The organism is Sterolibacterium denitrificans, assembly GCF_900174485.1.
In the GTDB taxonomy this organism is placed as follows: domain Bacteria; phylum Pseudomonadota; class Gammaproteobacteria; order Burkholderiales; family Rhodocyclaceae; genus Sterolibacterium; species Sterolibacterium denitrificans.
Genome location: NZ_LT837803.1, coordinates 1 through 14,021, shown reverse-complemented (window position 1 = coordinate 14,021; position 14,021 = coordinate 1). Strand labels below are relative to the sequence as shown.

Sequence of the window (14,021 nt, the reverse complement as noted above, 5' to 3'; positions counted from 1 at the left end):
TTGCTGCCGGCCGGCATCCGGGAATTTTTTGGAGGACTTTCATGATAGGCCGATTGACTGGCGTGCTGGCCGCAAAGAACCCGCCGCAGGTATTGCTGGACGTGCAGGGCGTCGGTTACGAGATCGACGTACCGATGAGCACGTTCTACAACCTGCCGGCGGCGGGCGAGAGGGTGAGCCTGCAAACCCATCTGGTCGTGCGCGAGGATGGCCAGTTTCTGTATGGCTTTCTGACCGAGGACGAGCGCGCGGTGTTTCGCCAGTTGCTGAAAGTCAGCGGCATCGGCGCGCGCATTGCGCTGGCGGTGCTGTCCGGCATGTCGGTGCGCGAACTGGCGCAGGCGGTGACGCTGCAGGAATCCGGCCGGCTGGTGAAGATTCCCGGCATCGGCAAGAAGACCGCCGAACGCCTGCTGCTGGAATTGCGCGATCGTCTGCCGAAGGCGGCGGGCGGCCCGGCGCAGCCTGGCGCGGCCGGCCATGCGTCGGTAGACGATATTCTGAATGCCTTGATGGCACTGGGCTACAACGAGCGCGAGGTGATTCCGGTACTGAAGACGCTGCCCGAAGGCCTGCCCGTTGCCGAGGGGATTCGTCAGGCGCTGAAGCTGCTGTCCAAGGTTTGAGCTTGAAGTGAGGCCCGCAATCTCGGATAAACTTGCCGCTTATGGCCATTGAAACCGACAAGCTGGGCAGCAATGTGCATGCGCATGCGACAGGCGCGGCGCGGCTGATTGGCGCAGCCGCCGAATCGCCGCAGGAAGACGCGCTGGAGCGGGCCCTGCGGCCGAAAATGCTCGACGAATACGTCGGTCAGCAGAAAATCCGCGATCAGTTGGAGATATTCATCCACGCGGCACGCCAGCGCCAGGAGTCGCTCGATCACGTGCTGCTGTTCGGCCCGCCGGGCCTGGGCAAGACCACGCTGGCGCACATCGTCGCGCATGAAATGGGCGTCAATCTGCGGCAGACCTCCGGGCCGGTGCTGGAGCGCGCGGGCGACCTGGCGGCGATCCTGACCAATCTCGAACCGCACGACGTGTTGTTCATCGATGAAATCCACCGCCTCTCGCCGGTGGTCGAGGAAATCCTCTACCCGGCGCTGGAGGATTTCCAGATCGACATCATGATCGGCGAAGGCCCGGCGGCGCGTTCGGTGAAACTCGATCTGCCGCCATTCACCCTGGTGGGCGCGACGACGCGGGCCGGCATGCTGACCAATCCGCTGCGCGACCGCTTCGGCATCGTCGCGCGTCTGGAGTTTTACAGTCCCGAGGAACTGGCGCGCATCGTCACGCGCTCCGCCAGGCTGCTCAAGGTGCAGGTTGCGGCGGAGGGCGCGCTGGAAATCGCCCGCCGTTCGCGCGGCACGCCGCGCATCGCCAATCGCCTGCTGCGCCGCGTGCGCGACTTTGCCGAAGTCAAGGCCGATGGACACATCACCCGGGAAGTGGCGGATGCGGCATTGATCATGCTCGATGTCGATGCGCTCGGGCTGGATCTGATGGATCGCAAGCTGCTCGGCGCGATGCTGGAAAAATTCGGCGGCGGGCCGGTCGGCGTGGACAATCTCGCCGCCGCCATTGGCGAAGCGCGCGATACCATCGAGGACGTGCTGGAGCCTTACCTGATCCAGCAGGGCTATCTGCAACGCACGCCGCGCGGCCGGGTGGCTACCCCGGCGATCTGGCGGCATTTCGGCCTGGAGGCAAGAAATCTGCGCGAGCACACAGGCACAGCGGAACTCTGGGATGGCGATGCCGTCTGAAGCCAAGTCGCCACAAAACTTCATCCTGCCGGTACGGGTGTATTACGAAGACACCGACGCCGCCGGCATGGTGTATTACGCCAATTATCTGAAATTCATGGAGCGTGCCCGTACCGAATGGTTGCGCCAACTGGGCTTCCAGCAGTCGCGCATGGTCGAGGAACAGGGCGTGGCCTTCGTCGCCCGTTCGGCGGCGGTCGAATACCTGAAATCGGCCCGTCTCGACGATCTGCTGGCAATCGACACCCGCGTCGAGTCGGTTGGCCGCGCCCAGGTGGTTTTCGATCAGCGCGTGCTGCGCGGTGCGGACGTCCTGGCCACCGGCATGATGCGCATTGCCTGCGTCGATCCGGCGCGCGGCCGGCCCTGCGCCATGCCGCCGGCGCTGCTCGGGATGTTCCAGCGCCTGGCTGCCGACCGGGATTGAATGCGCATCACACAGGAATCGCGCGCCAATTGACGATAGAAAATTTCACAACCCTGCCGGTTTGCCCCGGGCGAATCAGCCCGTACAGAAACACAGACCGTACCGACTTCGACTCCGGAACATAACCCATGAATGTCACCCAGGATTTATCCATCATCGAACTGATCATCAATGCGAGCCTGGTGGTCAAGCTGATCATGCTGCTGCTCGTCGGCGTCTCGGTGATGTCGTGGTACTGGATTTTCCGCAAATGGTTCGCGCTGCGCGATGCCCGCAGCCAGACCGATCGCTTCGAGCGCGAGTTCTGGAGCGGCAGCGATCTCAATACGCTGTATCAGGCCGCGCTGCACGATCGTCACGGCGGCGGTGCGCTGGAACACATCTTCGAGGCCGGCTACCGCGAGTTCACCAAGCTGCATGCGCAGAAAACCGCCGATCCATCGATGATCGTCGATGGCGCGCGGCGCGCGATGCGGGCGTCCTATCAGCGGGAAATCGACGCGCTCGATGCGCATCTGTCCTTCCTCGCCTCGGTCGGTTCGGTGTCGCCCTATGTTGGCTTGTTCGGTACGGTGTGGGGCATCATGCATTCCTTCCGCGGTCTGGCGCAGATGAGCACGGCCACGCTGTCCGCCGTGGCGCCGGGCATTGCCGAGGCGCTGGTGGCGACGGCCATCGGCCTGTTCGCCGCGATCCCGGCGGTGGTTGCCTACAACCGTTACGCTCATGACGTTGATCGCCTGTCGGTACGCCTCGAAAGCTTCATGGAGGAGTTCTCCAACATCCTGCAACGCCAGTTGCGCTGAGCGGGAGTGGCGCAGGCATGAAACAGCGTCGTCAGATGAACCAGATCAACGTCGTGCCGTATATCGACGTGATGCTGGTGTTGCTGGTGATCTTCATGGTCACCGCGCCGATGATCCAGACCGGCAGCATCGACCTGCCCAGCGTGGCCAAGGCAACGCCGCCGCCGGTGGCACCACTGGAGGTGGTGATCCGCGCCGATGCGACGCTGGCCCTGCGCGATCGCGGCAAGGGCGGCAGTGCAAGCGAACTCGAACTCGACCAGGCCGACCTGGTGGCACGGCTCAAGGCGGCGCAGGAGAAAAATCCGGCGCAGGCGATACTGATTGCCGGCGACAAGAACGTGCGCTACGAAGCGGTGCTCAAGGTCATGGACGAGTTGCAGAAGAACCAGGTGACGAAGATCGGTCTGCTGGTTCAGCCGACCCAGGCAACCGCGGCAGGCGGTACCAGGCGCTGAGGTTGTCGATGTCAGGGGTTTCCACCGTGCTTGTCGACTATCCGCCGCCTGCAGCGGATTTGTCGGAAGTCGGCAAATATCTGTCGCTGGGCTTGACGCTGGCAGTGCACCTGCTGCTGTTTGCCTTTCTGTTTTTCGGCATCCGCTGGACGACCCAGGTCAATGAGGCAATTGAAGTGGAGCTGGTGCGTGCCGTGCCGCAGCCAGATGTCGTACCTGTCGTGCCAGAGGCAAGGAAAACGCCCGCGCGGCCGGTCGAATCGCCACCGCCGCCACCGGTAAGCAAGCCGGCCGCACCTTTGCCCAAACCGGACATTGCGCTGAAGGAAGAGAAGAAGGAAAAACCCAGACCACCGGCCGCTACGCCCGTTCCACCGCAGGTCGATTCCATGATGCTTGAACAGGAACTTTCGCGCGCGCGGCTCGATCGGCAGAAAGCCGAGGCGGCCAAGGCCGACGCCAGTGCGATCGCCGCGGAACTTGCGGCACTGGACAGTAAAAAGCAGGCCATGGAACAGGCCCGGATGGCGAATAGCAAGGCGATGGCCGATTACATCGGCCGCATCCGCAGTCGTATCAAGAGCAACATCGTGCTGCCGCCGGACATCAAGGGAAATCCGGAGGCCATCTTCGACGTCGTGCAGTTCCCGAGCGGCGAAATCCTCAATGTGCACCTGAAGAAGTCGAGCGGCCATGCCGGCTACGATGCGGCGGTGGAGCGCGCCATCCGCAAGTCTTCGCCCTTGCCGAAACCCGAACGCGGTGATTTGTTTGCGCGCAATCTGGAGCTGCGGTTTCATCCGCTGGAAGACTGAGGCTATAATCCCAACATGCTGAAATTACCTGATTTTCTGCGTTTCCGACGCTATCCGGGCCAGTTTTTGAGCCTGTTGCTGCTGTGCCTGGCGCTGCCTGCTCAGGCGCAGTTGTCCATCGAAATCACCGGTGCCGGCGCCAATCGACTGCCCATCGCGGTGGCTGATTTTGCCGGCGAGCGCCTGGTCAGTCAGGCGCTGACGGCGGTGGTGCGCGCCGATCTCGAGCGCAGCGGTTTGTTCCGCATGGTGGATCCCGGCGAGGCGGCGATGAGCGAGACGAGCCAGGTGAACTTTCCCGATCTCAGGGCGCGCGGCGCCGATGCGCTGGTCGGCGGCAGCGTGCTGCCCTCGATGACGGGCGATGGCCGCTTCGAGACGCGCTTTCGTCTGCTCGACGTGCCCAAGCAGGCCGCACTCGGCAGCCAGTCCTATGTTTCGAACAGGACACAATTGCGCGCCGTGGCGCATCGCATCGCCGATTATATTTATGAGAAGCTGATCGGTGAGCGGGGCGTTTTCTCGACGCATATCGCCTATGTCGTGAAGACGGCCGGACGCTATGAACTGCAGATTGCCGATGCGGACGGCATGAATGCGCAGACTGCCCTGACGTCGCGCGAGCCGATCATTTCGCCGGCCTGGTCGCCCGATGGCTCGCGTCTGGCCTATGTTTCCTTCGAGGCGAAGAAGCCGGTCGTCTATGTGCATGTGCTGGCGACCAGCAAGCGCCACGTGGCGGCGAATTTCAAGGGCTCGAACTCGGCGCCGGCCTGGTCGCCGGATGGCAAGAGGCTGGCGGTGGTGCTTTCCAAGGAAGGCAATTCACAATTGTTCACCGTCAACGCCGATGGCAGTGGCGTGAAGCGGCTGGCAACGTCGAGCGGCATCGATACCGAGCCGTATTTTTCGCCGGATGGCCAGTACATCTATTTCACCTCCGACCGCGGCGGCAGCCCGCAGATCTATCGTATCCCCGCCAGCGGCGGCGAGGTTCAGCGAGTGACGTTCGAAGGTGTTTACAACGTGACGCCGCGCCTGTCGCCGGATGGCAGGAGCATGGCTTACATCACTCGCAACAACGGGCGTTTTCAGGTGGCATTGATGGATCTGGCCAGCCGTCAATCGACGATTCTGACCGATACCCTCAAGGATGAGTCACCCAGCTTTTCGCCCAACGGCCGCATGATCATCTATGCCACCGAAGTCGGCGGCCGCGGCGTGTTGGCGGCGGTTTCCAGTGATGGTCGTGTCAAACAGAAACTCTCCGTACCGGCTGCCGACGTGCGCGAGCCGGTGTGGGGTCCTTATTCCAATTGAAGGTCAAATTTCGGGAGTCTGTCATGCGTAAACCAATTGCCATTGCCTCCGTTCTTCTTGCTTCCCTGATTCTTGCCGCTTGTTCCAGCCAGCCGCCGGCACCGGAGCAATCGGCCGCGGCCGTCGAGGATCGCCAGCCCGGTCCGGTCGCCGTCGATGGCACGCAGGTCGCGCCGGTGGAGGCCGGTTCGCCCATCGGCGAATATAGTCTGGCGCAGCTCAAGGATCCCAGGAGCATTCTGTCGAAGCGCAGCGTGTACTTCGATTTCGATCAGTATGTGATCAAGGATGAATTCAAGTCCCTGCTCGAAGCGCATGGCCGCTTCCTCAACGTCAATCAACAGATCAAGGTGTTGATCCAGGGCAATGCCGACGAGCGTGGCAGCCGCGAATACAACCTGGCGCTGGGTCAGAAGCGGGCGGAGGCGGTGAAGAAATCACTGCTGCTGCTTGGCGGCAAGGAAGATCAGGTCGAAGCCGTCAGCCTCGGTGAGGAAAAACCGCGCTGCACCGAGCAAAGCGAGGAATGCTGGGCGGAAAATCGTCGAGCCGACATGTTGTATACCGGCGAGTTCTGAGCATGAGGCGGCGTCTGCCCAGGCTGCTGCTGGTCATCGCAGGCAGTGCCGGCTTTGCGCTGCCTGCGCAGGCCGGCTTGTTCGATGATGCCGAGGCGCGCAATCGCATCGAAAATGTGCGCAGTGAACTGGTCGAACACGGCAAGCGCCTCGATGAGGTGACGGCGACTGCCAACAATGCGACGCGCAGCCAGCTCGATCTGGCCAACCAGATCGAGCAGCTCAAGACCGATGTCGCCAAGTTGCGCGGCCAGGTTGAAGTGGTTGCTTACGAGCTCGATGCGGCGCAAAAGCGGCAGAAAGACTTCTACATCGATCTCGACAGCCGCTTGCGCAAGCTGGAGCCGGTTGTCGGCAATGAGGCAGCCGATGGTGCGGGCAGTGCAGAGGGTGTCGTGGCTGCGGCTGCGGCAACTGCAACGGCAGCGCCCGATCCGGCGGTGGAAATGCGCGATTATGAAGCGGCCCTGACGCTGTTCAAAGGGGCGCGCTACAAGGAGGCTGCCGCCGCTTTCGAGGGATTCATCAAGAATCATGGCAGCAGCACGCTGTTGCCGAATGCGCATTACTGGGCAGCTTCGGCGTACTACCAGCAACGCCAGTTCCAGAAGGCAGCGGGGTTGTTCGCCAAGGTGCCGGCAACCTGGCCGGCAGATGCCAAGGCGCCGGATGCTCTGCTTGGGCAGGCCAACAGCCTGCGCGACAGCGGCGACATCAAGGGCGCGCGCGCCGCGCTCGAGATGATCATCCAGAAATATCCCAACAGCACTGCCGCCCAGGCCGCCCGTCCACGTCTGCAAAAATAATGAGGTGCGCCGGCCTGGCAGGGCAGAGCCGGGTTGGCTCGATGGCGGGATAGCTTGCGATGCTGCGGGTCAATGAGATTTTCCATTCGATACAGGGCGAGTCGACACGCGTCGGTTTGCCGACGGTCTTCGTTCGCCTGACCGGCTGTCCGCTGCGCTGCGCCTGGTGCGATAGCGAATACGCGTTCAGCGGCGGCGAATCGTTGTCTGTCGATGAGGTGCTGGCGCGCGTCGCGCAATTCGGCTGCCGCCAGGTCTGCGTCACGGGTGGGGAACCGTTGGCGCAGAAGGACAGCCTGGCGCTACTGCAAGCCTTTTGCGTTGCGGGCTACGACGTGTCGCTGGAAACCAGTGGCGCGCTGGATGTCGCGGCGGTCGATGCGCGCGTTTCACGGATCATGGATATCAAGGCGCCAGATTCCGGCGAGAGCGGCAAAAACCGCTGGGAGAATCTGCGTGCGTTGGGTGCGCATGACGAAATCAAGTGCGTGCTCGCCTCGCGGGAGGATTACGAGTGGGCCAAGGCTGTGCTCGCCGAGCGGCGCCTGACGGATATCTGCCCGGTGCTGTTTTCGCCCGTGCAGGGACGACTCGATCCGGCGCAGCTCGCCGAGTGGATTTTGCGGGATCGCTTGCCGGTGCGTTTTCAGCTGCAGTTGCACAAGATACTCTGGGGGAATGAGCGTGGTCGCTGATGCAGGGCGGAAAGATGCGGAGAGCACAGTGAACGCAGCGGACGCAGCGAATGCCGTCGTGCTGCTGTCCGGCGGACTGGATTCGGCCACCACGCTGGCGATAGCGCGCAGCCGCGGTTTTCGCTGCCATTGCCTGTCGCTCGACTATGGCCAGCGTCATCGCGTTGAACTGACGGCGGCCCGCCGCGTGGCGGCGAGTCTGGAGGCTGCCGCGCATCGCATGCTGCAACTGGATCTGGCGGCCTTCGGCGGCTCGGCGCTGACCGATGAGAACATCGCCGTGCCGACCGGCGGTCTGGCACCGGGCATTCCGGTCACCTATGTTCCGGCACGCAACACCATCATGCTGGCGCTGGCGCTGGCCTGGGCCGAGGTGCTGGGGGCCTGTGACATTTTTGTCGGCGTCAATGCCGTCGATTATTCCGGCTATCCGGATTGTCGTCCGGAGTTCATCCGAGCCTTCGAGGCCATGGCAAACCTGGCCACCAAAGCCGCCGCCGAAGGACGGTATCTGCACCTGCACGCACCGCTGATCGATTTGAGCAAGGCCGAGATCATCCGTCTGGGCAGCGGACTGGGTGTCGATTACGCATTGACGGTGTCCTGCTACCAGGCCGATGAAGCCGGGCGCGCCTGCGGAGTTTGCGAATCCTGCCGCCTGCGCCGCGCCGGTTTTGTCGCTGCCGGCATTCCCGATCCCACACCTTACCTGGCAGCGCCCGCGGCCTGAGCCTGAGTCTGAATCCTGCGCGCGGAAGTTCTGCGCATTGCTTGCCGGCCACGGGCCTGCGGCGTTACCATAACCGGCTCGTTTCGTGGAGGATGTGATGATCAAGGTAGGTGTCGTTGGCGGTACGGGGTATACCGGCGTCGAGTTGTTGCGCCTGCTGGCGCAGCACCCCCAGGTCGAGCTCAAGGCCATCACTTCGCGCGGCGAAGCGGGGATGCCGGTGGCCGATCTGTTTCCCAGCCTGCGCGGTCGGGTGGCGCTGTGTTTTTCCGATCCGACCAGTTCGCCGTTGGCGGATTGCGATGTGGTGTTCTTTGCCACGCCCAACGGCATCGCCATGCAGCAGGCGGCCGGCTTGCTCGACGCCGGTGTGCGGGTGATCGACCTGGCGGCGGATTTTCGCATCAAGGACATTGCCGTCTGGGAAAAATGGTATGGCATGCCGCATGCCAGTCCGGCGCTGGTCGCCGAGGCCGTGTATGGTTTGCCCGAAGTCAATCGCGAGCAGATTCGCGGCGCGCGGCTGGTGGCCAATCCCGGCTGCTATCCAACCGCAACACAGCTCGGTTTCCTGCCCCTGATCGAAGCAGGCTGTGTCGATCCGGCGCATCTGGTGGCGGACGTGAAGTCCGGCGTGTCCGGTGCAGGGCGCAAGGCGGAGACGCACACCCTGTTTTCCGAGGCGGGAGACAATTTCAAAGCCTATGGCGTGCAGGGGCATCGACACTTGCCGGAAATCCGCCAAGGCCTGGCGCGGGCAGCACAAGACAAAACTGAAATCGGGCTGACCTTCGTGCCTCATCTGGTGCCGATGATACGCGGCATTCATGCCACGCTCTATGCGCGCATCACGCGCGAAGCGGATTTCCAGGCGCTGTTCGAGCAGCGCTATGCCGATGAGGTTTTCGTCGATGTACTGCCGGCCGGCAGCCATCCGGAAACCCGCTCGGTACGCGCGGCCAATACTTGTCGCATCGCCGTGCATCGGCCGCAGGGTGGCGATACGCTGGTCGTTCTGTCGGTGATCGACAATCTGGTCAAGGGCGCGGCCGGCCAGGCGGTGCAGAACATGAATCTGATGTTTGGCTGTGACGAACGATCGGGACTCACCCAAATTCCCGTTCTGCCCTGATGGGTATTGATTTCAAACACTTGCACACGCTTTAGCCGATGTTCAGTACAATGAATGCCGAAAATTGCACCGTGCTCCGGGCGACCCATACCATTCGGCTTACCCGGCCCGGTGCGCCGGCTGTTCCCCGGCAGTTTGCCGATGCAGCCGCTTGCAACCAATCAAACTCAAGGAGTTAGCAATGAACGCCCCTGCCGAAATGCCGATGCCCATGGTCTTCACCGACAAGGCCGTCGAGAAAGTCAAGGATCTGATCATCGAGGAAGGCAATCCCGATCTCAAGCTGCGCGTCTTCGTCAGTGGCGGCGGCTGTTCGGGTTTCCAGTACGGTTTTACCTTCGAAGAGGAAATCAACGATGACGATACCGTGGTCGAGCGCGGTGGCGTGCAGTTGCTGGTTGATCCGATGAGCTACCAGTACTTGATCGGTGCCGAGATCGACTATACGGAAGGCCTGCAAGGCTCGCAGTTCGTCATCAAGAATCCGAATGCCGAATCGACCTGCGGCTGCGGTTCTTCCTTTTCGGTCTGAGTTCGCCAATATCATCGCACCGCTGATGCGGTTTGCCGTACCAGCGAGCAACGAACGACGAATGATGAACAAGGCGCCGCGCGGCGCCTTGTTCGTTTTCAGGCCGGGTAGATGGCACCAAGCAGCCGTGCTCCCCTGGCTCCCGTAACCTCGGGCAGGTTGCCGGTCTGCCCTTGCAGGGTACGCCAGGCCAGCCAGGCAAATGCCACGGCCTCGACCCAATCGGGCGGCAGCCCCAGGGCGGATGTGCTGTGTATGCGGATGTGCGGCAGTAGATCCGCCAGCATGCCGAGCAGCGCGGTGTTGTGGGCGCCGCCGCCACAGACGAGGATTTCCTCGGTACCGCTGCAGCAATCCAGTATGGCGCGCTGTATCGAGGTGGCCGTCATGGCCAGCAGGGTTGCCTGGACATCGGCAGGTGATTCGTTCTGGTCGAGGAGGCTTGCCAGCCATTCGAGATTGAACTGTTCGCGGCCGCAGCTTTTCGGTGGGGACAAGCGGAAGAACGGATGCTCGAGCAGGCGATCGAGCAATTCCGGAAGTATTTTGCCCGTCGTCGCCCAGGCACCTTGGCTATCATAAGCTTGGCCGAGATGACGTTGCGTCCAGGCGTCAAGCAGCATGTTGCCGGGCCCGCAGTCGAAGCCCCGTACCGGTTTACCGGGCTGCAGGTCGGTGACGTTGGCAATGCCGCCAATGTTGAGTATGACCCGGCGCAGGTGCGGATCGCCAAAGCGGGCGGCGTGAAAGGCGGGCACCAGCGGCGCGCCTTCGCCGCCGGCGGCAATATCGCGGCTGCGAAAATCGGCAACGACGGTGATGCCGCAGAGTTCGGCAAGCAGGGCCGGATTGTTGAGTTGTATCGTATAGCCTTGCTGCGGCTCGTGGCGGATGGTCTGGCCGTGGCAGCCGATGGCGCGTATTTTCCCCGCAGCCGTCGCGGCTTTCTCCAGCAGCAGATCGATCGCGTCGGCGTAGCGCTGCGCCAGTTGCCGGGAAAGCAGCGCGGCTCGATGGAGTTCATCCGCTCCCGATACATGCAGGGCCAGGAGTTCGGCACGCAATTCGGCAGGGTAGGGCAGATAGGCAGTCTGCCGTAGTTCGGGCATGCCTGATGCCATGTCAACCAGGACAGCGTCGACACCATCCAGACTGGTACCCGTCATCAGGCCGATGATCAGGTCAGGCGCGTTCATTACGCCATCACGCCACGTTGTCTCAGTCAAGCAAGGCCAGACTTCTGGGTGCGGCGAGGTTGAGTTGGGTGAGGTAGGGTTCCGCCTTGCTCCGGAAGCTGGCCAACTGCTGTCTGGTCAGTGGCACGGCCGTTGGCAGCGCGACAGAGAGCGGGTTCTGCTGCACGTTGTTGACGCGGAATTCGTAGTGCAGGTGCGGTCCCGTGGCCCAGCCGGTACTGCCGACGTTTCCAATGACTTCACCCTGCGATACCCGCTGCCCTTTGCGCAGGCCAGGGGCGAATTTGGAAAGGTGGGCATACACCGTTGTATAACGTCCCTGGTGCCGCAGGATCACCACACGGCCAAAGCCATTCTGGGTACCGACGAAATCGACGGTGCCATCCGCCGTTGATTTCACCTTGGTGCCCGTGGGGGCTGCGTAGTCGATTCCCTTGTGGGCGCGCCAGGTTTGCTTGATCGGGTGGAGGCGCGCCGAAGTGAAGCCGGAGCTGATGCGGGAGAACTCCAGCGGCGAGCGCAGAAAGGCTTTGCGCAGGCTCTTGCCCTCGGGGGTGTAATAGCTGCCGTGCGCATGGTCATTGCTTTCAAACCAGACGGCGCGATAGGTCTTGCCGGCATTGACGAATTCCGCAGCAAGAACGCGGCCGCTGCGTATCAGTTTGCCGTGATGGTTGAGTGTTTCATACACCACCGAGAAGCGGTCACCAAGCTGCAGGCCGCGGTGAAAGTCGATATCTCCACCAAAAATATCGACCAGTTGCATGGCGATGCCATCCGGAATGCCGGCTTCGTCGGTTGCGCCGAACAGCGAGTAGCGAATCTCCCCGGATTTCATTTGCACTTCGGTTTCAAGAGGCAAGGCGCGCTCGCTGGCGTGAAGCTGGCCGTCGCGGCGTTCGATGAACAGGGCACGGTCATTCGTGTTGAGCGGGTAAATCAACGCCTGCAATCCGCCGCCACTGTCGACATGGGCCGTGACTTGCTTGCCGGGGCGCAACTGGCGAAAAATAGCCTGTGTGGTGGTGTTGGTCCGCAGGAAGCGGAAAGCCTCGTCGTCCTGTATGTCGAGGCGGGCAAGCAGACTGGCGACGCTGTCGCCGCGCTGGACATGGTCTTCGCGGACGAAGAATTCGTTGTCCTGTCGCATGGCCGGGCGCATGGCCGGCGCAAGCTGCTCAACGACGGTTTGCTGCGCAATCGAAATTTCGACAGTGGATGGCGAGGTGCCAAAGGCGGCAACCATGCCGAACATCGAGATGCCGGCGACACCCAGCGATGCCCAGAAAGGGCCGGGATGAACCACGCGGAAGATTTCGAGTTGCGCTAGAATCCTTGACTTTGCTTTATTCATCAGGCGCATGGGTGGGACGTGAATTTGCGCAGTCTAACAAAAATGGACGAAGAATGTCACCCTGCCGCGATCCCTTGTGCAATCACGTAGTTGCGTAATTGAAATGGATATTCAGGCCCAACTTGCCCTCATCAAGCGCGGTAGCGACGAGCTGCTGGTTGAAAGCGAGCTACTGGAAAAGCTTCGGCAGGGACGCCCCTTGCGAATCAAGGCGGGTTTCGATCCAACTGCGCCCGATCTGCATCTGGGCCATACCGTGCTGCTCAACAAGCTGCGCCATTTTCAGGAAATGGGCCACCAGGTGATGTTTCTGATCGGTGATTTCACGGGAATGATCGGTGATCCGACCGGCAAGAATGCCACGCGCCCCCCGCTTTCCCGCGAGCAGATCCTGGAAAATGCCCGGACTTACGAGGAACAGGTGTTCAAGATCCTGGATCCGGAGCATACCGAAATCCGCTTCAACTCCACATGGATAGAGCCGCTGGGTGCGGCGGGAATGATCAGGCTGGCCGCGCATCACACTGTGGCGCGCATGCTGGAGCGGGATGATTTTTCCCGGCGTTACGCGGGCAATCAACCCATCGCCATCCACGAATTCCTTTACCCGCTTTGCCAAGGTTATGACTCGGTGGCAATGAAGTCCGATGTGGAACTGGGCGGGACCGACCAGAAATTCAATCTGCTGGTCGGACGGGAACTGCAGAAGCATTACGGCCAGGTGCCGCAGTGTGTACTGATGATGCCGTTGCTCGAAGGTCTGGATGGCGTCAACAAAATGTCCAAATCGCTCGGCAACTATGTCGGCATCGCGGAATCGCCGGAAGAAATCTTCGGCAAACTGATGTCGGTGTCGGATGAGCTGATGTGGCGTTATTACGATCTCCTGTCGTTTCGCGGCGCGGACGAGATCGCCGGCTTCCGGCGTGAAGTTGAGAATGGAAGAAACCCACGAGATATCAAGGTGTTGTTTGCGCAGGAGATGGTCGCGCGCTTCCACTCGGCGGTTGCTGCTCAGAGGGCGCTGGAGGATTTCGAAGCGCGTTTCCGGCGTGGCGCCCTTCCGGACGACATGCCTGAGGTCACTCTGACGGTAGGTCAGACGGGCCTGGCTGTCGTGCAGATACTGAAACAGGCCGGGTTGACGGCGAGTACGTCGGATGCCATACGGATGATCGATCAGGGCGGAGTGAAGCTGAACAGTGAAAAAATTTCCGACAAGACACTGCGACTGCATGTTGGAGAGCCTGTCGTATTGCAGGTTGGCAAGCGCAAGTTTGCACGTATCACCTTGATTTGACGAAGACGGCACGAAAAAAGGGCAAAGATCACAAAAATCTTTGGCAAAAGTGTTGACCGCGTCTGCGGTATCTGTATAATTCGCCTTCCTCGCTGCTGACCTTG

At 61.7% G+C, this 14,021-nt stretch carries 16 protein-coding genes; 14 read left to right on the top strand and 2 right to left on the bottom strand.

Annotated elements, in window-relative coordinates; translation table 11 throughout:
- The first annotated feature begins 41 nt into the window (after positions 1-41).
- The 13 genes from ruvA to erpA all read left to right on the top strand — a co-directional run bounded on the left by ruvA (position 42) and on the right by erpA (position 10,067).
- Positions 42-626: a Holliday junction branch migration protein RuvA gene (gene ruvA, locus SDENCHOL_RS00080; protein WP_154715605.1), complete on the top strand. Its 585-nt coding sequence runs from the start codon at positions 42-44 to the stop codon at positions 624-626.
- A gap of 41 nt (positions 627-667) precedes the next feature.
- A complete protein-coding gene (gene ruvB / locus SDENCHOL_RS00075) occupies positions 668-1,768 on the top strand; it encodes a Holliday junction branch migration DNA helicase RuvB (RefSeq protein ID WP_154715604.1) in 1,101 nt (366 codons plus the stop codon).
- Complete coding sequence (ybgC, locus tag SDENCHOL_RS00070; RefSeq protein ID WP_154715603.1) at positions 1,752-2,195, top strand: tol-pal system-associated acyl-CoA thioesterase; 444 nt, start codon at positions 1,752-1,754, stop codon at positions 2,193-2,195. Before ruvB ends, ybgC begins: the two co-directional genes overlap by 17 nt.
- A 128-nt stretch (positions 2,196-2,323) precedes the next feature.
- Positions 2,324-3,001 (top strand): protein TolQ, encoded by a 678-nt coding sequence (gene tolQ, locus SDENCHOL_RS00065; RefSeq protein ID WP_154715602.1) that lies wholly within the window; start codon positions 2,324-2,326, stop codon positions 2,999-3,001.
- 17 nt (positions 3,002-3,018) lie between these two features.
- On the top strand, positions 3,019-3,459 hold the full coding sequence (gene tolR / locus SDENCHOL_RS00060) for a protein TolR (protein ID WP_154715601.1): 441 nt from the start codon (positions 3,019-3,021) through the stop codon (positions 3,457-3,459).
- Between the two features lie 26 nt (positions 3,460-3,485).
- On the top strand, positions 3,486-4,274 hold the full coding sequence (gene tolA / locus SDENCHOL_RS00055) for a cell envelope integrity protein TolA (RefSeq protein WP_172954950.1): 789 nt from the start codon (positions 3,486-3,488) through the stop codon (positions 4,272-4,274).
- 15 nt (positions 4,275-4,289) lie between these two features.
- Complete coding sequence (gene tolB / locus SDENCHOL_RS00050; RefSeq protein WP_154715599.1) at positions 4,290-5,594, top strand: Tol-Pal system beta propeller repeat protein TolB; 1,305 nt, start codon at positions 4,290-4,292, stop codon at positions 5,592-5,594.
- Positions 5,595-5,617: 23 nt separating this feature from the next.
- Complete coding sequence (gene pal, locus SDENCHOL_RS00045; protein ID WP_154715598.1) at positions 5,618-6,172, top strand: peptidoglycan-associated lipoprotein Pal; 555 nt, start codon at positions 5,618-5,620, stop codon at positions 6,170-6,172.
- 2 nt (positions 6,173-6,174) lie between these two features.
- Positions 6,175-6,978, top strand: coding sequence for a tol-pal system protein YbgF (gene ybgF / locus SDENCHOL_RS00040; protein ID WP_154715597.1), 804 nt, complete (start codon positions 6,175-6,177; stop codon positions 6,976-6,978).
- A 59-nt stretch (positions 6,979-7,037) separates the two neighbouring features.
- A complete protein-coding gene (queE, locus tag SDENCHOL_RS00035) occupies positions 7,038-7,673 on the top strand; it encodes a 7-carboxy-7-deazaguanine synthase QueE (protein WP_154715596.1) in 636 nt (211 codons plus the stop codon).
- 28 nt (positions 7,674-7,701) lie between these two features.
- Positions 7,702-8,403 carry a 7-cyano-7-deazaguanine synthase QueC gene (gene queC / locus SDENCHOL_RS00030; RefSeq protein WP_231912879.1) on the top strand — a complete coding sequence of 234 codons (702 nt, stop codon included), beginning with the start codon at positions 7,702-7,704 and terminating at the stop codon, positions 8,401-8,403.
- 97 nt (positions 8,404-8,500) lie between these two features.
- Complete coding sequence (argC, locus tag SDENCHOL_RS00025) at positions 8,501-9,535, top strand: N-acetyl-gamma-glutamyl-phosphate reductase (RefSeq protein WP_172954949.1); 1,035 nt, start codon at positions 8,501-8,503, stop codon at positions 9,533-9,535.
- 181 nt (positions 9,536-9,716) lie between these two features.
- The gene (gene erpA, locus SDENCHOL_RS00020) at positions 9,717-10,067 is read left to right on the top strand and encodes an iron-sulfur cluster insertion protein ErpA (RefSeq protein WP_154715593.1); all 351 of its coding nucleotides are present in this window, start codon (positions 9,717-9,719) and stop codon (positions 10,065-10,067) included.
- Positions 10,068-10,165: 98 nt separating this feature from the next.
- On the opposite strand, the gene SDENCHOL_RS00015 is transcribed toward erpA, so the two are convergent.
- Both SDENCHOL_RS00015 and SDENCHOL_RS00010 read right to left on the bottom strand, forming a co-directional pair.
- On the bottom strand, positions 10,166-11,263 hold the full coding sequence (locus tag SDENCHOL_RS00015; protein WP_154715592.1) for an anhydro-N-acetylmuramic acid kinase: 1,098 nt from the start codon (positions 11,261-11,263) through the stop codon (positions 10,166-10,168).
- A 22-nt stretch (positions 11,264-11,285) separates the two neighbouring features.
- Positions 11,286-12,617, bottom strand: a complete 1,332-nt coding sequence (locus SDENCHOL_RS00010; RefSeq protein ID WP_231912878.1) for a M23 family metallopeptidase — start codon at positions 12,615-12,617, stop codon at positions 11,286-11,288.
- Positions 12,618-12,720: 103 nt separating this feature from the next.
- On the opposite strand from SDENCHOL_RS00010, the gene tyrS reads away from it, so the two are divergent.
- Positions 12,721-13,917 carry a tyrosine--tRNA ligase gene (gene tyrS, locus SDENCHOL_RS00005; RefSeq protein WP_154715590.1) on the top strand — a complete coding sequence of 399 codons (1,197 nt, stop codon included), beginning with the start codon at positions 12,721-12,723 and terminating at the stop codon, positions 13,915-13,917.
- The last annotated feature ends 104 nt before the right edge of the window (positions 13,918-14,021 follow it).